Raw genomic sequence first — 20,784 nt, 5'->3', positions numbered from 1 at the left:
TCAGTTCTCCAAAATTACCCAGCCTGGGATTACTGCGTCCAACGGCGGACGTGGCTTGAGCTGTATTCACACAGCAGCACAATGGCGATGATGACCAGCAGGATGGCGGCCGAGGTATCGTACTCATAGCGGCTAAGCGATGTGTTCAGCGTGGCGCCTATACCGCCGGCGCCGACAATGCCGATTACTGACGACTCGCGGAAGTTGATATCCAGGCGGTACATGGAAAGCCCGATCAGGCGCGGCATGACTTGCGGCTGAATCGCGTGATTCATGGTCTGCCACCAGCTGGCACCGGTCGCCCGAACGGCTTCCACCTGACGCCAGTCCAGGTCTTCGATATCTTCCGCCAGCAACTTGGCCATAAAGCCGATGGTGGCAAACGCCAACGTCAACATCCCGGCCAATGGCCCAAAGCCAAACATCACCACAAATAGAATCGCGATGATGATTTCCTGGAAGGTGCGCGATACGGCGATGATGCTACGACACACCACGTAAACCGGCAGCGGCGCAATATTGCGCGCTGCACCCAGGCCCACGGGAATGGCCAGCATGACGCCGATAACGGTGGACGTCAGCGTCATGGTCAGGCTTTCGATCAGCCCGTCGACGATATCGCCGCTGCGGCTCATAAAATCAGGCTGAGCAAACGCGCCAATAAAGCGCAGGCCGCGGCTGGCGCCCTCGGCTACACGCGCCCAGTTAACCTCAACAGAGGCAAGCGCCAGAATTACATACGCCACGACGCCCAAAGCGATAGCCCAGCGTAACCATTGGCGATGGATCAGCGGTAACCTGCGCCACTGTCCTTGGCGGGCCGCCTGTTGGCGGGCTTCTAAATACGCCTCGGCGTGCTCACTCATGGCGCGACTCCACTCGCCATGGCGCCAGCAATATCCCGGCGCTCATATTGGGCAGGCGCGGGGTCGCTTTCAGGCTCATCCGCTGATTCCGGCGATGTATCCCAATCCTCTTCGCCGTAAATAGTGGTCAGGATATCGCTGGTCAGCTCGTCGGGGCGGCCATCAAATACGATCTGACCGGCCCGGAGGCCCACAATGCGGTCGGCAAACTGCTGGGCAAGCGCCACATCATGGATATTGATGATCGTCGCCAATTCACGCTCAGCACACAGCTCGCGGATCAGACGCATAATCTGGCGTGAGGTTTTGGGGTCAAGGCTTGCCGTGGGCTCATCCACCAGTAAAAGCTTGGGACTCTGCAGCAGCGCTCGGGCGATGCCCACACGCTGGCGTTGGCCGCCGGACAACGCATCGGCGCGCTTATCAATGGCATGAGGCAGGCCTACCCGCTCAAGTAGACGGAAAGCTTCGGCGACGGCGTCCTGGGGATAACGGCGCAGAAAGCTGCGCCAGAAGCCCACATAGCCAAGCCGCCCTGAAAGCACGTTTTCCATGACCGTTAGACGATCAACCAGCGCATACTCCTGGAAAATCATGCCCATTGAGCGGCGCGCCTTGCGCAGCCCGTTGCCTGAAAGACGGGTAAGCTCTACATCGTCCAGACGAATGCTGCCCTGGGTAGGTTCCACCAGGCGGTTCACACAGCGAATCAGCGTACTTTTGCCCGCACCGGATGGCCCAATCAGCGCCATCACCTGCCCTTTGGGCAGCGTAAGTTCGATATCGGTGAGCGCACGATCTCCGGTGGGATAACGCTTGGTAACGCCGCTGAGTGTCAACATCGTTCTACCTCTTATACATAATGTAACGGCCAGAAGGGGTTAACCTCCTGGCCGAATGTCTACAAAAATTATTGGCTGACTCAGTCGCAGTCGTACGTCACGCCGTTGGCATCAGCGATAGTGCGAATAACCGCCCACTGCTCTTCGTAGGTGATAGGGATAAATTGGGCTTCACCGGAATTAGCAAACTCTTCCTGCAGCGCAGAGCCTTCCCAGTCGTAGCTGAAGAACGCATCCTGAATTTTCTCAGCAAGCTCTGGGTTCAGGTTATGCGCCAGACCGTAGCCCGTGGTGGGAAAGGTTTCAGAGGTATAAATAATGTCGTAGTCGCCTTCATTGACCACGCCGCGGGCAATCATGCGCTTGCCTACCGAGTTGGCAATGGCGGCAGCGTCATAGTCTTTATTTACCACACCTAAAATGGAGTTATCGTGAGACCCAGAGAAAGCCGTCTCGAAGTCTTCATCGGCTTCCAGGCCATATTCAGAGCGTAACAGCGCGGAAGGCGCCCGGAATCCTGAGTTGGACGTCTCAGAAGTGAACGCCAGCTGACGGCCTTCCAGATCTTCGACCGATGCAATGCCGCTGTCTGGGTAGGTGATAATTTCCATCTCGTAACCAAAACTGCCGTCATCGGCGGCCATGATGGCAAACGGACGGAAACCGCCGCAGTTTACGGCAACCGGTACACCGCCGGTGTTAAAGCCTGCTACATGCAAACGACCAGCGCGCAGGGCTTCCTGCTGAGCAGCGTTGGACTGCACCGGAAAGAACTGGACTTTTTTACCGGTTGTTTCACTTAGGTGATCAAGAAAATCAGCCCATACATCGGCGTAAACCGCCGGGTCTTCAACCGGGGTATAGGCAAAAATCAATGTATCGGGGTCGACCCACTGCGACTCGTCGCTCGGCGTATCCGCCACCATATCGCCATCGTTATCCACGTAGCGCGTAGAAAGATCTGCCGAGGCATTGGCCGTTACCAGAGCAAAAGCACTGATGACAGCCGCGCTGATCAACGTGCGGGGCAGAGACAAAGAGTGCATAGGTCACCTAATGTGTTGTTCGAAGATAGCGCTATCCTGCCGACACTAGATGACAACCCTAAGACACTCTAATGACTAATTAATGACGCATCAGAAAAAAACCAATAGAGATCAAAGCGCCTTGAATTAGCAGGTACGACGCTCCACAAACATGCTGTTACCTACGATCTTCTTAGCCTGATGCTTTAACTCTGAAAGCTGCGCGGCAATGTCCAGCGCTTTGCAGACGGCGGGGTCGATAACCGGCTTAACGGCGACAGAGACGCTCACAAAGGGAAAAAAGCTTACGCTGCCCTGGCGGTTTTCAATCGAGATGCCACCTTGTTCACGGTCGCTATCCTCATAAAAACCCGGAGCCATCACTTCAAACGAGTCCAGGATTTGCTGACATACGTTTTCCCAATGGCTTAACGGCAGCAGCATCATAAAATCATCGCCGCCAATGTGACCGATAAAGCCGCCCGCGTTGTCTACCTGGGCCTGAAGCAAACGGGATAAGGCAATAATGACATGGTCGCCACGCGCATAGCCGTAGGCATCGTTAAACGCCTTGAAGTTATCCAAATCAACATAGGCCGCGGCAAAGCCCTGCTCGGCGGCAAGATAATTGGTCAGTGTTTCATTAATTAATATGTTACCCGGAAGTCCGGTGAGCGGGTTGGCATGGCGTGCCTGACGCACCTGTATAGCAGTAATCTCACGCAGCAAATCAATAATGCTGCCCATCCCCAGATAGTCACCATTGGCATCCACAATCACGAAGTCCTCCTGTTCGATATCGTGACTGTCGGTTAACTGCTGGCTCAATACTTCAAGCGGGGTATCCGCATGGGCTATCAATGGATTGGCATCCGCGATGTCCCAGACGCGGCGCTTGGAATAGAGCGAATGGCTATACGGGTTGGTGAACAGGGTTAAAAAGGCGTTACGGCGTACCACCGCGATAGGTTTGCCAGCATCTACTACCGCGACACAGCGCAAGCCGGTGTTATTTCTAAACCGCTCGGCCAATATAGGTACCGAACAGTCGGGCGAGACGGCCTCAATCATGCGAAAAATAGAACGTGCCGAGCGCCCGGCAGGGCTAGATAGCTGGTGAGTGGCCGGCAGCAGGGTATGTAGCTGCAACGGCGGCTCAAAGCTTGGGCGGGCAAAGTAGAACCCCTGAAGAAGCGCCAAGCTGCGGTCCAGCTCCCACAGGCAGAGATGTTCAGCCGCGGTTTCCACCCCTTCAGCAATCAGCTGGCAGTCGAGGCTACGCGCCACGTCTAGTATCGAGCGTAAAAACTCCCGCTTGGCGGGCTCCTGATCGATACCTGAAATAAAGTGCCGGTCGAGCTTGACGAAATCAGGGCGCAGCTCCGACCAGTGGCGCAAGCTTGAATGCCCTGCCCCTAGGTCATCAAGTGCCACCTTAAACCCCATATCGCGGTAGTGATCGACCGCTTGGCGCATTAACTCGTAATCGTGAATCGGCACGTGCTCGGTAAGCTCGATGACCACCCGCTCAGGCGGCAGCCCGCTTTCGCGGATAAACCCTAGCGTTAGCCCTTCCTCAAAATCGCGCTCAACAATGGTCAGCGGCATGACGTTTAAAAACAACAGCCCGGGAAGCTCAAGCGCGGCAAAGCGGCGAATGGCCAATCGCCTGCACAGCAGATCCAGCTCAACTAAAAGTCCCGCCTGCATGGCCACATCAAACAGGCGCAGCGGCGAATGAAGCGGCGACGTTTCAGGCCCGCGAATCAGCGCTTCATAGCCATAAATGGCCTGTTGGCTCGCATCCACGATGGGTTGAAACAACACATGCAGATCTTCTGCTTCAATAATGCGATTAAGCCAGTGTGCTTCTTGAGCGGTCATATGTGGGTTGCCTTATCAAACGTCATGAGGGCTATTTGTTTATAAAGACTGTTACTAAAACTGTTGTTAAGGACGGTCGTTAAAGACAGTTCGTATAGCAGCGTCATTAAAACGGCCCACAGGAGCGAGCATAATCAAAATTTAATATCGACCTTAGGGGGTGTTAAGAAAGGCTTTTAACGCGGGCTGTCTTATCAGCCAGCGTGCGACATTTTTATGACGTTTGTATGACTACTAGCAGGCTATCGATAGCCTTACTGCTGTAAATCATCGGGGGGGTGGGAAGACGACATCATTGCCATTGACATCTAGCTGGCGAATATCTACCGGGCGGCCTTCATCATCCAGGGTTACCAAGCCAATGCCGCTGGCATTCCAGAGCCGTTCCCCGGCACTGGCTCCACTGGGGTCGCGGGGATGAATACTCAGCTTACGGCGCTTGGTAAACCAGTTAAGCGGCGACCAGGGCGCGTAAAGCCAGCGGTTAAGCCGGTCAAAAGTGTTTAACAGCTGAACCGGGAAGGTATTCTTGATGCCGCTGGAGGTCACCTGCCATAAATGCGGCGCTTGCTTTTGGCGGCGCACAATAATGTCGTAAGCAAACGAGTAGTGCACATCGCCAGACAGAATCACGTAGTTGCCCGGCGTTTTTGAGTGTCGCCAGATTTGCAGCAGCACGTTGGCCGCCCCGCGGTGGGCCATCCAGTTTTCGGCATCCACCACCAACGGTTTACCCACCCAGGTAAACAGCTTTTGAACGCCCTCAATCAGCTTTACCCCAAACATGGGCGCCGGCGAGACAATCACGGCGCTTTTACAACCCAGCAGGGCCTGCTGCATTTCCATGAGCGCCTCCCAATCCATTAAGCCGGAAGGATGCTTGGGACTACGCTCGCTGCGCCAGCGACGAGTACGGGTATCCAGCACAATCAAGGCGGGCGTGCCGGGCACCTGAAATTCCCAGCCCTGAAAACGCAATAATCTCTCGATCAACGCATCCTGCTGACTAATCGAAAGCGGTCCTGTCTCAGTCAGTAATTCAGTCGCCTGCTCGATCAGCGGATTGAGCTTATCCGGTGCATTGCCCCACCCCTGACACAGCAAATAGGCCACCAACGCGTTGCCAATAATGCGTTTTGAAAACGGATGGCCGTAAGCGCAGCGCTCCCACTCGGCGGTCAGGTTCCAGTCGTCGGTGACATCGTGGTCATCAAAAATCATCAGGCTGGGCAGATGGGCCAAAAGCCTTGCGCACTGCGGCAAGCCTGCCACAAAGTCATCCACAATGGCCTGCTCCTGGCGGTAGTTCTCGGTGTCCTTGGCGTTAAGGGCAGGCTCATCAGGCGTCATGATCTGCCAGGGAACCGGCGACCAGACAAGGCAATACATGGCGAGCATTTCCGCCAGCGTCATCAGATGATTAGACGCATTGGCCGAGGTGAATACCGGCTTTTTCACCCCGCCAAAAAAACGCTCGCGCAAGGCCACGTTACTGGTGATATCAGGTAGTAAAGCTTCACGCTGGTAGTAACTTTCAGGGGCAGCGTAAAGCGCCTGGCTGTCCTTGACCGTCGCCCCCTCAAGCAGCTCGTCTACCAACCCCAAGCGCGCAATCAAGGTATGCGCGGCGCGCAGCATGGGGCCTGCCACATCATCGACATAGACCTGGTCGCCGGTCATCAGCAGCCACGCTGGCCATTCGGTAGGCGCTTGCTGCCTTTCGGATAGAAATTGGTCAGCGCGCACGAGCCCATCGGCGCTGGCATGGTGGGGTTTACGGCACGAGCCGTGCATTAGCCGATGATGGCGCGAGGCGATGACGAATGCCGGATAGGCCGCGCCTTCATAACATAGCCAGGGCGCCCAATCGGGCAGGGATTGCCATTCGCCTTGCGTCGTTTGGATACGCAGGTCGTACTCTATGCGCTCGTCGGTGGGCAACGCCTGAGGTAAGCGAACATCGATCAGATAGATAAAAGCATGTCGGCCAATGGGCAAGCGCTGGTGGTGATCGTTAACATTAAACCGCTGCTCGTCGCGATCCCCGGGGCGCAGCACCAACGACATCGCCAGTGAGCGCGAGGCAACCAGCCACATTACCAGGCGTGTAGGGCTAATACGCCGCAGCAGCGGGCCCACCAGCACATCAGGCAGTGCATTATCCACAGCGGTCATAGCGTTTGCTCTTTATTAACCACGGGTTGTTAACCACGGGCTATCACAGGAAGTTCGATAGATACCTTTAACCCTCCCGCCTCGGCGCGTTGAAGTTGCATGTCACCTTGGTAGAGACTGACAAGATCTGCCACGATTGCCAGGCCCAGACCGCTTTGTGAGCGCTGCTCATCCAAACGCTTGCCGCGCTGAACCGCTTCCTGGCACTCGGCTTCCGTCATACCGGGGCCGTCATCGCTCACGGTCAGTTGAAGGGTCAAATCCACTGCCTGCACCTCAAGCGTTACCTCGTGGCTTGCCCAGCGTAGCGCATTATCCAGCAGGTTACCGATAAGCTCCTGAATATCCTGAGTGTCCATATGCACTCGCGGCTGACTTTCCCAGCATTGTTGTAAGGTAATATTGCGCCGCTGCGCAAGCCGACCCAGGCCACTCAATAAGGGAGAAAGCGTGCCATACACATCAATCGGCGCAAAACGCCCACCTTCACCAGCGGCCGAGGCCCGCGCCAAGTGATGCCGCACGGCGCTGTCCACGCGGGTTAATTCGACATCCCAGGCGCTCCGGCGCTCTTCGGGCAGTTGGCGTACCAACAGGCGCATCACGCTTAACGGGGTTTTCAGCGCATGGGCCAAATTGCCGGCCGTATGCCGCCCTCGCTCGATCAGCCGCTGGTCACGCGCCAATACGGCGTTCATGGAAGCCGCGAGCGTGGCAAGCTCATCAGGAAGATCAACGGCTAGCTGCTCGGCCCGCCCCTGCTCGACATCTTTTAAATTAGCCTGCATACGCCGTAGCGGCGCAAGCCCCCAACGCACTTGCAAGCCGAGTACGCCCAGCAGCAGCGCGCCCAGGCCCAGCAGCCCCAGCCACAGCAAACGCTGGAACTCGTGCATATCGCTGACCAGCTCGTCATTCCGAGCGCCGACACTAACATGTAGCGGTGCTTCTAATGGCGCCAGATAGATATCGCGCTCCACCACGCGCAGTGATTGTTCCCGCGGGCCCGTCACTTCACGACCGCTGGTTTTTTCATCATCGGTTACCGGCAGACGCTGATCCCACAGCGAGCGCGAGGTAACAGAATGCCCCTGCTGGTCGGTAATCTGCCAGTACCAGCCTGAAAACACCTGATCAAAGCGTGGGTCACCCAGCGCCCGCTCATAGCGCAGCTGTTGAGTGAAAGGATCAAAGGCAACGCCTGCAATTATCACATTTAGAGTGGCTTCAAGCCGCTCGTCAAAAGACTCCGTCGCGGCCTTTCGATAGTGGTGTGACAACAGCGTGCCCGCCACCGGCAGGGCAATCCCAATCATCAGTAAAACAGCGAGCAGCAACCGCAGGCTAATCGAGCGGCCCGACCAGCGGGTTCGCCATGAGGGCGCAGGCTTACTCATTGATCGTCTGGCGCTTCAGCCAACAGGCGGTAGCCCAACCCTCGAAGCGTGGCAAACCGCCAGGCACCCAACTTACGGCGCAGCCGACTTATCTGTACATCGATAACGTTTGAATCAGGCTCATGATCGCGGTCGTAAACGTGCTCAGAAAGCTCAATGCGACTAACCACACGCGGCGCGGCGTGCATCAAATAGCTCAGCAAGCGCGTTTCCTGGGCGGTTAGCCCAACCGGCCTTCCCGCCAGCGTGACATGCTGGGTATGGGTATCCAGGCTTATTTCGCCGACTTTAAGCACCGGGTGCGAATGGCCGTGACTGCGGCGCACCAAGGCACGCAGGCGAAACAATACTTCAGCGGATTCAAAAGGCTTGGTGACATAGTCATCTGCCCCAGCAGTAAAACCGGCGGCTTTATCGGCCCAGCGCTCGCGGGCGGTTAATATAAGCACCGGCAGATCGATACCATCTTCACGCCAGGAGGCGAGCCAGCGGGTGCCGTCGCCATCGGGCAGGCCCACATCGAGAATCAACGTATCGTAGGTTTCCGTGCGCACTAGAAAGTCGGCCTCCTGGCCGTTTTCTGCATGCTCAACCAGCCAGTCACCATCGCGCAGTGCCTGGCTAAGCTCGCGCGCCAACGCCTGGTCATCCTCTACCAGTAAACACTTCATGTTATATGCCTTATGCGGGCTTGATTTGACAGGCTCAGGATTTGACAGATTCAGGGACGACGCATTTCGTTGATACGCACGCCCTCAATCGACATCAGCTGACCGCTGTGACCATCAAATTCAAACTCTACCACCTGATTTTGAGGGCCCAGCATTTTTATTTCATACTCGACCGCGCCTTTTTCACGCTCAACTTCTACCTCTAATACCTCACCGATATAATGCGCGTCCAGCCAGTCCAGTATGCTTTCTAACGACACGACATCGCCACGCCGCACTTCGCCATGCAGCGCTTCCCAGTGCTGATCGCCCACGGCGCTACCCGAAAGCAGCGCAGCCGAGAGCGCCCCGCCACCGATAAACGACATCAGGTGCTGGCGGGATTGCTTGAGCAATATGTCAAAACGCGCAAGTGCTTTCATAGGACAAGGATGCCAAAGGCAACATGAATGCCAGATGAACGGCTCGTTCAGTCTAGGGAAATAAGCGGGGTGCTATAAATAATCTGTCACATTCACGAAATTCCGCATTCACGAAATGCCATTACTTGCCTCAAGCATTTAACGAATGAAGAAGTAGTTAAAGACTAGAGAAGTGTTTAAAGACTAGAGAAGGATTTTGCCATGAACGCTATGAAGAAAATGCTGTTGATCCCGACCTCCGCCCTACTCTTCGCAGCAGCGGCAGGTAGCGCCCAGGCAGACTCGCTGCCCATGGATCGCATTGACGACGTCTTAACCCACGCCTCAGAGTACGGGTTCAGCCACTATGAAGAAATCAGCATTAAAAGCCGTGGCCGTGCTGAGGTAGAAGGCTGGCTGGACGATGAGTGGTATGCCGACATTGAGTTTTCGCTCGATAACGGTGAAACGCTACAAGAGAAACGTGAGCGCTTAATTACCGGCGCATGGGGAATGAGTGAAGACGATATCCGTCAGGCGCTGGAGGTTGCGGCTCAGGAAGGCATGGCCGAGTTTGAAGACCTGGATATCGATAAAAGTGGCATCATCGATATCGAAGGACGTGACGAAAGCGACCGCGAGCTTGAAATCAGCGTACGTCAGGGCTCTTCTGAAGTTACCCAGATCGACCGTGATTAAAGAACAGTAGCTAATCGTTAAGCGGGCTCCCTTTGGGCGCCCGCTTTCGTTTGCCTGCGCTTAGCGGCAATCCAGACAGTTACCGCGTGCCATAAGGGCACCGGCAATACGCTCAATGCCCTGACGATAAGCGGCCTGCCGATAGGTAATGTTTTCCTGCTCGGCGCGGGTCAAGACGCTATTCGCTTCACTGATTAGCCGCGCATCCAGACGCTGGTTCACATCCTCTTCGCTCCAGGTTTCCCCCGCCCGGTTTTGCAGCCACTCAAAGTAGCTAACGATTACTCCCCCCGTATTAGCCAGCACATCGGGCAATACCGGAATATCGCGCTTGGCTAATGCAGCGTCAGCGTCACTGGTGAGCGGCCCGTTGGCGATTTCCAGAATTGCCCCCGCTTGTACTGCCTCGACGTTATCGCAATGGATCTGTTTTTCCAGCGCGGCGAGCACCAGTACATCTACGTCCAACGCCAGTAGCTTCTCCCCGCTGATTTGTGTACCGGCCTGACTTTTGGCCAGCTGGCCGTGCTGGTCTTTATCTTGTTTAGCCGCAGCAACGTCCAGACCGTCAGCGCTGTAGATCGCGCCGCTCGAGTCGGAAAGCCCAACGATCTTATAGCCCCGCTCGCTGGCTAAACGGGCAAAATGGTACGCAGCGTTGCCAAACCCCTGCACGGCCACGATCGTTTCCTGAGGTTCACGTTCATTCTGCTCGGCCCATAAATCCAACACTTTTAGTGCCCCTCGGCCGGTCGCCGAAACGCGTCCAGGCGAGCCGCCCAGCGGCAGCGGTTTTCCCGTTATCGCTGCGGGCGCATGGGCACGCACGATATGTTCGTACTCATCGATCATCCAGCCCATGACAATGGCATCGGTGTTAACGTCCGGCGCGGGGATATCGCGGTCAGGCCCCATGATGTCGGCAATCGCTCGAATATAACCTCGCGCTAAACGCTCGCGCTCAAGCGCCGAAAGTACCTTGGCATCGACCTGGACGCCTCCTTTGCCGCCACCATAAGGCAGCCCCACCACCGCGCATTTAATCGCCATCCAAAAACTTAACGTAGTGACTTCGTGCTGGTTAACATCGGGGTGAAAGCGTACACCGCCCTTGGCAGGCCCGAGGCTTGTATCGTACTGCACCCGCCACGCGGGAAACGCTTTCAAGCTGCCGTCATCCATGCGTACAGGAACGCTTACCTGAAGCGACAGGCTCGGTTGCATTAAGCGCGCTTGGGCGTCAGGGTGAATGTCCAGCTCCCTGAAAACATCTTCAAGACGCGAGCGCGCATCTTCAAACAGCGATGCGCCGGTTTGCGGCGTTAATGCTTGCGGGGCGGTCTTCTGTGCTTGGCTCTTCGAGGCGTTTTTATCTTTCGCTTTGGCCTTTTTCGATTTGGTCTTGCCCATTTAGCACACTCCTTTCCTTGGCGGGTGGCGGTTATCACGCTAATGTCGCTGTATAGGAAAGCGTAGCAGCTCAGCGCCAGTTAAGAACGACCACCTAAAGGAGAACTTCTTGCTGAATGCCCCGCCTGCTGAAGGCGTTTGCCGCGAACGCTACCCTTCGCCAGAACTGCCGTCGTCGGGGTCGACTGTACTCTGTGATCTGGCATGGCTTGCGCTCACACCTGACCTTATTGAACTGCCGCCCCCCATTCCCGATGGCGGACGCCCGACGCTTCACGAACTAGGTTTGGGGCACCATTTAACCGCCTGGCTTTCGGCGCTTACTCCCGCATCGCTTGCGGCGGTCAGCCATCAGAAGGCGACGCGCATGGGCCATTATCATGAACGGCTGTGGCATCTTCTGTTAGACACCGCCCCCAATACGCGCCTGCTCGCCAAGAACGTGCGGATTTATCATAAGCGCATCACGCTGGGTGAGCTGGATATGGTCTACCGCACGCGCGATAATCCGGCGCCGGTGCATTTGGAAGTCGCCATCAAGTTTTATCTCGGCTTGCCTGAAGGCCATGGCCCGGCGAACAGCCTAGACCGCTGGATTGGCCCGGGAGGGCTGGATAGCCTGGCGTTGAAATGCGCCCACTTGCGCCGCCACCAGCTGCCGCTTTCCACAACGCCGCTGGCGCTTGCCACGCTTGCACACTGGTTAACTCCCCGCGACACGATGCCTTATTCACTCAATGTGGGTGAGTTTCTTACCCACCGCATCGCTATGCCCGGCGTGCTGTTTTATCCCTGGCATACGCCATTGCCCGCCCCTCAAGGGGCAACGCTTAACCATCGGCGTGGCTTATGGTGCTTTTTGCGTGACTGGCCCGCGCTAGTGAATAGCTTGGTGGGTTGCTCGATGCAAAGCTCAATGGAGAACTCAATGGAGAGCCTAGACACACCGATACGCATGGCCTGGCTGCGTAAGCCTCACTGGTTAGCGCCGCCCAAAGTGGAGGATTTTGAGCCAATCGCCGCAGTAATGCCGGGCGTAGAGCGCTTGATTGAGCATTACGGGCCGCAGCAGGTGATGCTGTATATGCCCCATCAGCAGCGCGTTGAACGGGTGTTTATCGTGCCCAATAGCTGGCCCCGCCAAGTACCGCTACCTTCACGCATGCAATAACGGTCCATATAAAAACGCCGCTTACTGATCACAGTAAACGGCGTTTTGTATTGCCTATTTTCAGCTAAAGCGCGCTTGCGCTAGATCACCACTAGGTTATCGCGGTGAATAAGCTCATGGGCTTCTACGTAGCCTAGAATCGCTTCGATCTGATGACTAGGCTGTCCGACCAGCCGTCGCGCCTCCTCGACACCGTAATTGACTAGGCCCTTGGCAACGGGCGTGCCCTGCTCATCAACGCAGACCACCATATCGCCACGCTTGAAGACCCCTTTGACGTCGCGCACACCCACCGGCAGCAGGCTGGAGCCTTTTTCGCGCAGGACTTTTATCGCCCCGGCATCCAACACCAGCGTACCGCGCACCTGCAGCTGGCCCGCCAGCCAACGCTTACGCGCCGCCATAGGCGCCTGCTCAGGGTGAAGTAACGTGCCTAGCGCCTCGCCGCTCATAATTCGCGTAATAACGTCAGGCTGACGACCGCTGGCAATCACCGTCACCGCCCCCGAACGCGCGGCAAGCTTGGCCGCACGCACCTTGGTGCTCATGCCGCCACGTCCCAGCGCCCCACCACTACCAGCCACGGCGGCAAGGCGCGGGTCATCGGCACGTCCTTCGGCAATCATCTGGGCATTAGGGTTATGGCGCGGGTCGGCGTCGAACAAGCCTTCCTGATCGGTAAGCAGCAATAACGCATCGGCTTCCAACAGGTTGGCCACCAAGGCACCCAGCGTATCATTATCGCCAAAGCGGATTTCATCGGTGACTACCGTGTCGTTTTCATTGATCACGGGAACCACGCGCATTTCCACCAGCGTACGCAGGGCCGATAGCGCATTCAGGTAGCGCTTGCGGTTGGAGAGATCGTCATGCGTCAGCAGAATCTGCGCCGTGAGCATATCGTGGCGGGCAAAATGCTGTTCATAGCACTGGGTAAGGCCATTTTGACCCACGGCCGCGGCAGCCTGCAGTTCATGCACCGCACTCGGGCGTGCCTGCCAGCCTAAGCGCACCATGCCGGCCGCAACGGCACCGGAGGACACCAGCACCACTTCGATACCCTGCTGATGCAGCTCGGCCACCTGGTCAACCCAGCCGCCAATGGCCTCTTCATCCAGGCCACGCCCGTCATTGGTCAGTAGCGCACTGCCAATCTTAACCACCACTCGGCGAGCGCGGCTTAGCGCACGGCGGCCGCCCCCCAGCTCATGACTCTCCATCCGTTTCTACCTTATCAGGCACGTTATTAAGTACGTTGACCGCTAAGCGCTAGCACATTGAGCAAGCACGCCCGCATATTTCATCAGGGCGCGTATTCGACCTCAACGTCGTAATCATCGTCATCGAAATCTTCGTCGTCTTCGTCATCAGGCCGCTTACGACGACGCCCCAGACGCTCTTCGATGCGGGCTACCGACTCTTCTTCCATACGGCGACGCATTTCCTGCTCGCGAGCAAGCGCGTCTTCATCTTCGTTCTCAAGGCGACGCTGCTCGGTCAGCCAGCGGTACGCGGCCTGAACCAGCTTGTCCGTGCCTTCACTGCTAATCGCCGAGATGCGGAACACCGGGCCTTCCCAGCCAAGCGCGTCAATGATCGCTTGAGCGCGTTCTTCACGCTCATCTTCCGGCAGCAGATCAAATTTGTTCAACACCAGCCAGCGCGGGCGCTCGGAAAGCGCCGGAGAGAACTGGCCAAGCTCATGAACAATCGCCTGAGCGGCTTCTACCGGGTCAGACTCATCAAAGGGTGCCACATCCACGACATGAAACAGCAGGCGCGTACGGGTCAGGTGCTTTAGAAAGCGCAGCCCCAGACCAGCACCTTCAGAAGCACCTTCGATCAGCCCCGGTACGTCCGCCATCACAAAGTGTTCGTGCATCCCCAGCTTCACCACCCCCAGGTTCGGCACCAGGGTGGTAAACGGGTAATTAGCCACTTTAGGCTTGGCCGCTGAGACCGAGCGAATCAGGGTGGATTTACCTGCATTGGGCATGCCCAACAGGCCAACATCCGCCATGACTTTCATTTCAAGACGAAGATTACGTCGGTCGCCTTCGGTACCTGGCGTGGTGCGTCGCGGCGCACGGTTGGTAGACGACTTGAAGTGGATGTTACCCAACCCACGACGGCCGCCTTCAGCCACCAGTACTACCTGGCCAATTTCGGTGACATCCGCGATGACTTCCAGCGTATCAACGTCCACAACGGTGGTGCCTACCGGGACCTTAACGTGTAAATCTTCACCGGCTTTACCGCTCATCTGACGGCCCATGCCGCCCTGGCCGTTTTCAGCCTTGTAGAAACGCTGAAACTTGAAGTCGACCAGCGTATTGAGCGAGTCGTCACCAATCAGGTAAACGCTGCCTCCATGACCACCGTCACCACCATCGGGGCCACCTTTCGGTACATATTTTTCGCGGCGAAAGCTCAGACAGCCATTGCCGCCTTTTCCCGCCTCAACAATAATCGAGGCTTCATCGACGAACTGCATAGATTCTCCCGGCCGCTTTCGCCGCCCTATATGCAACCCCCTTGTTTCCGTGAGTAGAACAAGAGGACTTAAACAGACAAAAAAGCCCCGCCATAGCGGGGCTTTTTTTCATTAACTACGCTCTACGCAACCTGAGTTGCTTATTCAGAAACGATGCTAACGAATTTGCGGTTTTTCGGGCCTTTGGTCTCAAACTTCACAAAGCCTTCGTTCAGTGCGAACAAAGTGTGATCACGACCTAAGCCAACGCCAGTACCCGCGTGGAAACGCGTGCCGCGCTGACGAACGATGATGCTACCGGCGTTCGCTGCTTGGCCACCGAAAAGCTTAACACCGAGGCGTTTGGATTCGGAATCGCGACCGTTACGCGTGGAGCCGGCTGCCTTTTTATGTGCCATTGCAAAATTCTCCTTTCAGGGAATGAACCGCTTACGCGGAAATTCCAGTAATTTTGACTTCAGTGAACCACTGACGGTGGCCCTGACGCTTCATGCTGTGCTTACGACGACGGAATTTGATGATGGTTACCTTGTCGCCACGACCGTGAGAAACGATCTCAGCGGAAACCTTGGCACCACTGATCAGCGGCGCGCCGATGTTGAAATCATCGCCATCTGCAACCAGCAGCACTTCATCAAACTCAATCGTTTCGCCGGTAGCGACTTCGATTTTCTCAAGCTTGAGGGTCTGGCCTTCTTGAACGCGGTACTGTTTGCCACCGCTCTTGATAATTGCGTACATGTCGCTCTCCGGACTTGTCGTTAATGCGGCTATGCCCTGCATAACCAGCGCTCATCACTTACGCTCTTTCGAGTCGTGCTCTTATCAACCTGCTGCGAGTGGCGCCCCTTTTGGCAACCATCTGACAGGGAGCATGATGAGTGGGTCGCGGATTATAACGACAATCGCCTTCTACCACAAGACTACTGGCCGTTGTCAATTGATGTTTATTATCTGCTGTACGCACCATGCCTTGAACGCGCCTTGACGCTTTCCCGGCAGCCCCATAGCATGACTTCAATTTAGTCCTTTCCACCTGCCGCGATGAACGGAACCCATGACCGCCAACGTCTCCCCACCCCCGACTGCCAGCCCAACGCCCTCACCGCTGCACGCCGTGGTGGCAGATGACTTTGAAGCCGTCAACCGGACGATCGTTGAGCAGCTCACCTCGAAAGTCCCGCTCGTCGAAACCATTAGCCAGTACATTATTGAAAGCGGCGGCAAACGCTTGCGGCCAATGCTGGTTCTGCTGGCAGCCCGCTCGCTGGGCTACCAGGGTGACAAGCACATCACTCTGGCCACGCTGATCGAGTTTATGCACACTTCGACGTTGCTCCACGACGACGTGGTGGATGAGTCGCATCTGCGGCGCGGCAAAAAAACCGCCAACGATGCCTGGGGTAACGCGCCGTCTGTCTTGGTCGGTGACTTTCTCTATTCACGCTCGTTTCAGCTGATGGTCGATGTTGGGTCGATGCAGATCATGGCGATTCTCTCCAGCGCCACCTGCACCATTGCCGAAGGCGAAGTGCTGCAACTGACCAATATTGGCAACCCGAGTATTTCTGAAGCGGATTACTTTGAAACCATTCAAGGTAAAACCGCCATGCTGTTCGAAGCCGCCACCCACAGCGGCGCCGTGCTTGCCGACGCCACGCCTGAACAAGAGCAGGCGCTCAAGCTTTACGGCCGTTACCTCGGCCTTGCCTTCCAGTTGATTGATGACCTGCTGGACTATCAGGGCGATGCAGACGCCATGGGTAAAAACGTCGGCGATGACCTGGCCGAAGGCAAGCCCACCCTGCCGCTGATTCACGCCATGGAGCAGGGCACGCCAGAACAGGCCAAGCTGATTCGCCAGGTGATCCGTAAAGGCGGCCTGGAGCAGCTGGATGAAGTGCTGGCCATTATTCACGCCACAGGCGCGCTTGAGTACACGCGTAAGCGCGCCGACGAGATGGCCGATAAAGCGCTGGCGCAATTAGAGTTCCTTCCGCCCAGCCCTTACCGTGACAGCATGGCTCAGCTCGCCCGCCTGGCCGTTGACCGGCAAGCATAAAATTCGCATTACAGCGGTGTCGGGGCTTGATAAAAAGCCCCTAACTGTGTAAGATTCGCCCCGTTGTTGAGCACTGCCCAGCAACGTTCGGAATATAGCTCAGCTTGGTAGAGCGCTGCCTTCGGGAGGCAGAGGTCGTAGGTTCGAATCCTGCTATTCCGACCAAGAACACTATTAAAAACGGCCACTTAGCTATTTGAGCAGGTGGCCGTTTTTTTGTTGTTTGAATCCTGGCTTCAATTCACGTTTAGGCGAATATCGAGTATTACAAAATCGATCACTAGCGTAGTGGCCTTGGGAACTTTGCTGTTCTGACCATGGATAGTACTGCAATATCAGCATCTTGATATTTCCAGCAAACCATTCTTTAGCTGGGCTCATATTGATCGCTTCGTATTGCTGTTGACGCCACCTCAATGGCACATACCATTTATGTAACCCTCTCTTTTCCAGCCTGCCTGATTAAGTTAAAGTAGCCGCCCTTTTGAGCGGGCTATCAGAGCAGTGTCTTTATCATTATTTATCGAAGACTGGCGGGGCTGGCTGCCTAAAGAGGCTGCGGCAACCGTTAAGCCAAGTCGTCTTATCTCTGCTCAGCCGGGTGGCGAACTGCCCGCCATGCTGCGGCGGCGACTCGATGATGCCGGGCGCGCCACCTGCGATATCCTGCGAGAACTCGACCCCCAGGCTGATGCCCCTTTAGTGCATGCCTCGCGGCATGGCGATACGATGCATACGCTCGCCATGCTGGAAAGCCTGCAACGTGGCGAGCCGATTTCTCCTACCCGCTTCTCGATGTCAGTGCATAACGCCATTCTGGGCGTTCACTCCATTGCACGGTCGCATCATCGCCCTTTGCAAGCGTTAGGTGCCTGTGGTGATGAATTTGATGCGCTTATTTACGAGTCCCACGGGTATTTGATGGCGGGCTACCCTAGCGTCGTTGCCGTGTTCTCCGAAAGCTCGCTCCCTGCTGCTTATCAAGGCGTTACGGAGCACCCGGGTACGGCATGCGTGGTTGGCATGCGCTTTACCCTGAACCAGGGACGCGCCATTACGGTATCGAAACCAGGCCAAGGCACTTCCCCAACGCCGATCAACGTGCTGAACTGGCTAAACGGAGAGACCGCTTTCCTGGACGGCCGACAGCGCTGGCACCTGGAGCAGGAATGAGCATCAATCGATTGTACCGCGGCGTGGGCACCGCTGTTTCCTTTACAGCTTTCGGGGTCGGTGGGCTTTTCATTGGCCTGGTGATTGCGCCTCTGTTGAATCTCTGTGTGCGCGATACTGAACGGCGCCACCAACTGGCGCGACGCCTTATCCAAGCCTGCTTTCGCGGATTCATCAATTTGATGAAAGGCCTCGGCGTGCTTGATTACCGCTTCAGCAATCCCGAGCGCCTCAAGCGCCCTGGTTTGCTGGTGATTGCCAATCACCCGTCATTGATTGATGTGATTTTCGTGATCGCCTACACGACCCACGCCAACTGTATCGTGAAGGGCCGACTGGCCCGCAATCCGGTTACTCGCGGCCCTATTCGTGCCGCAGGCTATATCACCAACGATGACCCCGAGTCAGTGCTAGAGGCTGCCCGCCAGAGCCTACAAAGAGGTGATTCACTGGTCTTGTTTCCTGAAGGCACCCGCACTAGCCCCAAACGCCCGATCAAGTTTCGTCGCGGGGGCGCAAATATCGCCCTGCGCACCGGCACAGCGATTACCCCTGTCCTGATACGCTGTACGCCGACCACCCTTACCAAGCATGAACCCTGGTATCACATCCCGGCTACCAAGGTTTTAATGGAACTTAACGTGCTTGAAGACCTGGATGTCAACTCAGCTAGCCAACAGCCAACCGGCCAGCTCGCCAGGCAACTAACACAATGGCTGAGCGACCACTTCAACACAGAATTGGAACACTTCCATCATGACCGAAACCTGCAATCAGGCACTTGAACTCGAGCTCAAGCGTCTCATCATCGATACGCTTGAGCTCGAGGATATTACGCCAGCCGATATTGACCCAAGCGCCCCCCTGTTTGGCGAAGGACTCGGGCTTGACTCAATTGACGCGCTCGAGCTTGGGCTGGCCCTGCAAAAGCAGTATGGCATCAAGCTTGATTCCGAAGCCGACGAGACGCGACGCCACTTCGAAAGTCTGGCTGCGCTGCAAGCGCTCGTGGAGGCTCGCCGTGTCAACTGAAACCGCTGACCATCAGCGCGCAGAGATACTTGCTCACATTCGCAAGACACTGGTGGAGCTGTTCGAGATCAATGCCAGCGACATTGAGCCCGACGCCCGCCTCTATGAGGATCTGGATATCGACAGCATCGACGCGGTGGACCTCGTCGTCGAGCTCAAGCAGTTTACCGGACGACGTATCAAGCCCGAGGATTTCAAATCGGTGCGCACGATCAACGATGTTGTCACTGCCGTCGAACAATTGATGCAGCGGTAACAATGTCCAGATACGCAAGCATGGCGCTCGCGCTGATATGGCCGCTACTGGTACTGCTTTTGCACGATGATATCGGCAGCTGGCCGTTACTGGTCATCGGTGCGGCACTACTCGCCTGGAGAATGCCTCAAGCGCGCTACCTGGCAGCCGCTGCGGCGGTCCTGCTGGTCGCCCTGGGCGGGTTGGGGCACGCGGAACTCGGCATGCGGGGCTACCCCATTGCCGTGAACGCGATCATGCTGGCTATCTTTCTCTCCAGCCTGTGGCGTGGCATGCCGATCATCGAGCGCTTGGCGCGTCTGCGTGAGCCCGAGCTGCCCGCTGCGGGGATACGTTATACCCGGCATGTTACCTGGGCATGGTGCGGCTTTTTTGTGCTCAACGGCGGCATTGCGTGCTGGACAGCACTGTATGCAAGCCTTGCTACCTGGACGTTATACAATGGCGCCATCAGCTATGGCCTGATCGCCATCATGTTTGCCGGTGAATGGCTGTTACGTCACCGGATGCGGAGTCGCCTGTCGTGACCTTTATCTCGCTTACTCAGTTACCCTGGCGTGCGGCTTTTGCCCGCCATGAGTCGCTGCCCAGCCACTGGGTGTGTGGCGCCTCCCTTGCGTCGCATATTGATGCATGGCACCACTGGCTGGCGGACAAACCCACCGGCCGCTGGCTGCTATGCCAACAGCAACCGGTAGCGTTCTGCGCCGCCCTGATCGCCTTGTGGGAAAGCGGCCGGGTCGCCGTACTGCCCGCCGATGATCGCCCCGAAACGCTCTCCCGGCTGGCAAGCGAAGTCGATGGCATCCTGCCCGATGCGCCCAAGCCGCAACTCCCGCAGAGCGCTGAAACACGCCCACGCGTTGCGCCTCTTGATCCGAGCGCTACCGCCGTTGTGCTATCCACCTCAGGCTCCACCGGCAACCCCGTTCAGTTAGCCAAGCGATTTGATCAGTTGGAGGCAGAGTTATCAGCCCACGCCAGGCTTTGGCCACTGGCAGACAGCGGGGTTATTTCCCAGGTCAGCCACCAGCATATTTACGGGCTGCTCACCGGCATACTGCATCCCTTGTGCACAGGCGCACCTTTTTGCGGTGGTAAAAGCCGGTATCCCGAAGCGCTGATGGCCCGTTTGCAGGAAGCCGATGCAGCAGGCCTGCATCCGGTCGTGGTCAGCTCCCCTGCGCAGCTGTCGCGCTTGCCTGAACACCTGCCCTGGCACGCCG

21 protein-coding genes, 1 tRNA gene and 1 pseudogene are annotated in these 20,784 nt (G+C 56.6%); 10 read left to right on the top strand and 13 right to left on the bottom strand.

What is annotated here, in order from left to right:
• Positions 1 to 29: 29 nt before the first annotated feature.
• From phnE to ACT3XD_RS17110, 8 genes are all read right to left on the bottom strand, one after another.
• Complete coding sequence (phnE, locus tag ACT3XD_RS17145; RefSeq protein ID WP_192539362.1) at positions 30 to 866, bottom strand: phosphonate ABC transporter, permease protein PhnE; 837 nt, start codon at positions 864 to 866, stop codon at positions 30 to 32.
• Positions 863 to 1,708, bottom strand: coding sequence for a phosphonate ABC transporter ATP-binding protein (gene phnC / locus ACT3XD_RS17140; RefSeq protein ID WP_192539363.1), 846 nt, complete (start codon positions 1,706 to 1,708; stop codon positions 863 to 865). Before phnC ends, phnE begins: the two co-directional genes overlap by 4 nt.
• Before the next feature lie 80 nt (positions 1,709 to 1,788).
• Complete coding sequence (gene phnD, locus ACT3XD_RS17135) at positions 1,789 to 2,754, bottom strand: phosphate/phosphite/phosphonate ABC transporter substrate-binding protein (RefSeq protein WP_192539364.1); 966 nt, start codon at positions 2,752 to 2,754, stop codon at positions 1,789 to 1,791.
• A 126-nt stretch (positions 2,755 to 2,880) separates the two neighbouring features.
• Complete coding sequence (locus tag ACT3XD_RS17130) at positions 2,881 to 4,617, bottom strand: bifunctional diguanylate cyclase/phosphodiesterase (protein WP_192539365.1); 1,737 nt, start codon at positions 4,615 to 4,617, stop codon at positions 2,881 to 2,883.
• 267 nt (positions 4,618 to 4,884) lie between these two features.
• Positions 4,885 to 6,792 carry an alkaline phosphatase D family protein gene (locus ACT3XD_RS17125; protein ID WP_192539366.1) on the bottom strand — a complete coding sequence of 636 codons (1,908 nt, stop codon included), beginning with the start codon at positions 6,790 to 6,792 and terminating at the stop codon, positions 4,885 to 4,887.
• Between the two features lie 29 nt (positions 6,793 to 6,821).
• The gene (locus ACT3XD_RS17120) at positions 6,822 to 8,189 is read right to left on the bottom strand and encodes a sensor histidine kinase (RefSeq protein ID WP_192539367.1); all 1,368 of its coding nucleotides are present in this window, start codon (positions 8,187 to 8,189) and stop codon (positions 6,822 to 6,824) included.
• A complete protein-coding gene (locus tag ACT3XD_RS17115) occupies positions 8,186 to 8,860 on the bottom strand; it encodes a response regulator (protein WP_192539368.1) in 675 nt (224 codons plus the stop codon). The genes ACT3XD_RS17120 and ACT3XD_RS17115 overlap by 4 nt, the downstream gene beginning before the upstream one ends.
• 50 nt (positions 8,861 to 8,910) lie before the next feature.
• Positions 8,911 to 9,282: a PepSY domain-containing protein gene (locus ACT3XD_RS17110; RefSeq protein WP_192539369.1), complete on the bottom strand. Its 372-nt coding sequence runs from the start codon at positions 9,280 to 9,282 to the stop codon at positions 8,911 to 8,913.
• A 201-nt stretch (positions 9,283 to 9,483) separates the two neighbouring features.
• Here ACT3XD_RS17110 and ACT3XD_RS17105 point away from each other — a divergent pair, with 201 nt between their 5' ends.
• Entirely contained in the window at positions 9,484 to 9,960 is a 477-nt protein-coding gene (locus ACT3XD_RS17105) for a PepSY domain-containing protein (protein ID WP_192539370.1), read from the top strand.
• A 60-nt stretch (positions 9,961 to 10,020) separates the two neighbouring features.
• Here ACT3XD_RS17105 and ACT3XD_RS17100 read toward each other — a convergent pair whose 3' ends face one another.
• Positions 10,021 to 11,370, bottom strand: coding sequence for a Glu/Leu/Phe/Val family dehydrogenase (locus ACT3XD_RS17100; RefSeq protein ID WP_225736284.1), 1,350 nt, complete (start codon positions 11,368 to 11,370; stop codon positions 10,021 to 10,023).
• Positions 11,371 to 11,479: 109 nt separating this feature from the next.
• Here ACT3XD_RS17100 and ACT3XD_RS17095 point away from each other — a divergent pair, with 109 nt between their 5' ends.
• Positions 11,480 to 12,541, top strand: a complete 1,062-nt coding sequence (locus tag ACT3XD_RS17095) for a DUF1853 family protein (RefSeq protein ID WP_192539371.1) — start codon at positions 11,480 to 11,482, stop codon at positions 12,539 to 12,541.
• 80 nt (positions 12,542 to 12,621) lie between these two features.
• Here the strand turns inward: ACT3XD_RS17095 and proB are convergent, their stop codons facing one another.
• The 4 genes from proB to rplU form a co-directional block, all read right to left on the bottom strand.
• Positions 12,622 to 13,761, bottom strand: coding sequence for a glutamate 5-kinase (gene proB, locus ACT3XD_RS17090; protein ID WP_192539372.1), 1,140 nt, complete (start codon positions 13,759 to 13,761; stop codon positions 12,622 to 12,624).
• A gap of 83 nt (positions 13,762 to 13,844) precedes the next feature.
• Complete coding sequence (gene cgtA, locus ACT3XD_RS17085) at positions 13,845 to 15,035, bottom strand: Obg family GTPase CgtA (protein WP_192539373.1); 1,191 nt, start codon at positions 15,033 to 15,035, stop codon at positions 13,845 to 13,847.
• Between the two features lie 140 nt (positions 15,036 to 15,175).
• Positions 15,176 to 15,433, bottom strand: coding sequence for a 50S ribosomal protein L27 (rpmA, locus tag ACT3XD_RS17080; protein ID WP_018917617.1), 258 nt, complete (start codon positions 15,431 to 15,433; stop codon positions 15,176 to 15,178).
• A gap of 31 nt (positions 15,434 to 15,464) precedes the next feature.
• Positions 15,465 to 15,776: a 50S ribosomal protein L21 gene (gene rplU, locus ACT3XD_RS17075; protein ID WP_018917618.1), complete on the bottom strand. Its 312-nt coding sequence runs from the start codon at positions 15,774 to 15,776 to the stop codon at positions 15,465 to 15,467.
• A 316-nt stretch (positions 15,777 to 16,092) separates the two neighbouring features.
• Here rplU and ispB point away from each other — a divergent pair, with 316 nt between their 5' ends.
• The 8 genes and pseudogenes from ispB to ACT3XD_RS17035 form a co-directional block, all read left to right on the top strand.
• Entirely contained in the window at positions 16,093 to 17,097 is a 1,005-nt protein-coding gene (ispB, locus tag ACT3XD_RS17070; protein ID WP_192539374.1) for an octaprenyl diphosphate synthase, read from the top strand.
• An 88-nt stretch (positions 17,098 to 17,185) separates the two neighbouring features.
• Positions 17,186 to 17,262 (top strand) — tRNA-Pro (locus ACT3XD_RS17065).
• A 339-nt stretch (positions 17,263 to 17,601) separates the two neighbouring features.
• On the top strand, positions 17,602 to 18,270 hold the full coding sequence (locus tag ACT3XD_RS17060; RefSeq protein WP_318782779.1) for a beta-ketoacyl synthase chain length factor: 669 nt from the start codon (positions 17,602 to 17,604) through the stop codon (positions 18,268 to 18,270).
• The gene (locus ACT3XD_RS17055) at positions 18,267 to 19,055 is read left to right on the top strand and encodes a lysophospholipid acyltransferase family protein (RefSeq protein WP_192539375.1); all 789 of its coding nucleotides are present in this window, start codon (positions 18,267 to 18,269) and stop codon (positions 19,053 to 19,055) included. Before ACT3XD_RS17060 ends, ACT3XD_RS17055 begins: the two co-directional genes overlap by 4 nt.
• The gene (locus ACT3XD_RS17050; RefSeq protein WP_192539376.1) at positions 19,027 to 19,302 is read left to right on the top strand and encodes a phosphopantetheine-binding protein; all 276 of its coding nucleotides are present in this window, start codon (positions 19,027 to 19,029) and stop codon (positions 19,300 to 19,302) included. Before ACT3XD_RS17055 ends, ACT3XD_RS17050 begins: the two co-directional genes overlap by 29 nt.
• The gene (locus ACT3XD_RS17045; RefSeq protein ID WP_192539377.1) at positions 19,292 to 19,558 is read left to right on the top strand and encodes an acyl carrier protein; all 267 of its coding nucleotides are present in this window, start codon (positions 19,292 to 19,294) and stop codon (positions 19,556 to 19,558) included. Before ACT3XD_RS17050 ends, ACT3XD_RS17045 begins: the two co-directional genes overlap by 11 nt.
• Positions 19,559 to 19,560: 2 nt before the next feature.
• Positions 19,561 to 20,085, top strand: coding sequence for a hypothetical protein (locus ACT3XD_RS17040; protein WP_225736285.1), 525 nt, complete (start codon positions 19,561 to 19,563; stop codon positions 20,083 to 20,085).
• Positions 20,046 to 20,784: pseudogene (locus tag ACT3XD_RS17035) on the top strand (acyl-CoA synthetase); the annotation flags it as partial. The gene ACT3XD_RS17040 and the pseudogene ACT3XD_RS17035, both read left to right, overlap by 40 nt.

The sequence above is a fragment of the Halomonas sp. AOP7-B1-5 genome, assembly GCF_052353045.1.
Taxonomy (GTDB): Bacteria; Pseudomonadota; Gammaproteobacteria; order Pseudomonadales; family Halomonadaceae; genus Vreelandella; species Vreelandella colorata.
This window is presented reverse-complemented; position numbering and strand designations above follow the sequence as displayed.

Excerpts from the sequence above, each read along its gene's own strand:
- phnE (WP_192539362.1), bottom strand. The coding sequence starts at position 866 with ATGAGTGAGCACGCCGAGGCGTATTTAGAAGCCCGCCAACAGGCGGCC.
- phnC (WP_192539363.1), bottom strand. The coding sequence starts at position 1,708 with ATGTTGACACTCAGCGGCGTTACCAAGCGTTATCCCACCGGAGATCGT.
- phnD (WP_192539364.1), bottom strand. The coding sequence starts at position 2,754 with ATGCACTCTTTGTCTCTGCCCCGCACGTTGATCAGCGCGGCTGTCATC.
- ACT3XD_RS17130 (WP_192539365.1), bottom strand. The coding sequence starts at position 4,617 with ATGACCGCTCAAGAAGCACACTGGCTTAATCGCATTATTGAAGCAGAA.
- ACT3XD_RS17125 (WP_192539366.1), bottom strand. The coding sequence starts at position 6,792 with ATGACCGCTGTGGATAATGCACTGCCTGATGTGCTGGTGGGCCCGCTG.
- ACT3XD_RS17120 (WP_192539367.1), bottom strand. The coding sequence starts at position 8,189 with ATGAGTAAGCCTGCGCCCTCATGGCGAACCCGCTGGTCGGGCCGCTCG.
- ACT3XD_RS17115 (WP_192539368.1), bottom strand. The coding sequence starts at position 8,860 with ATGAAGTGTTTACTGGTAGAGGATGACCAGGCGTTGGCGCGCGAGCTT.
- ACT3XD_RS17110 (WP_192539369.1), bottom strand. The coding sequence starts at position 9,282 with ATGAAAGCACTTGCGCGTTTTGACATATTGCTCAAGCAATCCCGCCAG.
- ACT3XD_RS17105 (WP_192539370.1), top strand. The coding sequence starts at position 9,484 with ATGAACGCTATGAAGAAAATGCTGTTGATCCCGACCTCCGCCCTACTC.
- ACT3XD_RS17100 (WP_225736284.1), bottom strand. The coding sequence starts at position 11,370 with ATGGGCAAGACCAAATCGAAAAAGGCCAAAGCGAAAGATAAAAACGCC.
- proB (WP_192539372.1), bottom strand. The coding sequence starts at position 13,761 with ATGGAGAGTCATGAGCTGGGGGGCGGCCGCCGTGCGCTAAGCCGCGCT.
- cgtA (WP_192539373.1), bottom strand. The coding sequence starts at position 15,035 with ATGCAGTTCGTCGATGAAGCCTCGATTATTGTTGAGGCGGGAAAAGGC.
- rpmA (WP_018917617.1), bottom strand. The coding sequence starts at position 15,433 with ATGGCACATAAAAAGGCAGCCGGCTCCACGCGTAACGGTCGCGATTCC.
- rplU (WP_018917618.1), bottom strand. The coding sequence starts at position 15,776 with ATGTACGCAATTATCAAGAGCGGTGGCAAACAGTACCGCGTTCAAGAA.
- ispB (WP_192539374.1), top strand. The coding sequence starts at position 16,093 with ATGACCGCCAACGTCTCCCCACCCCCGACTGCCAGCCCAACGCCCTCA.
- ACT3XD_RS17055 (WP_192539375.1), top strand. The coding sequence starts at position 18,267 with ATGAGCATCAATCGATTGTACCGCGGCGTGGGCACCGCTGTTTCCTTT.
- ACT3XD_RS17050 (WP_192539376.1), top strand. The coding sequence starts at position 19,027 with ATGACCGAAACCTGCAATCAGGCACTTGAACTCGAGCTCAAGCGTCTC.
- ACT3XD_RS17040 (WP_225736285.1), top strand. The coding sequence starts at position 19,561 with ATGTCCAGATACGCAAGCATGGCGCTCGCGCTGATATGGCCGCTACTG.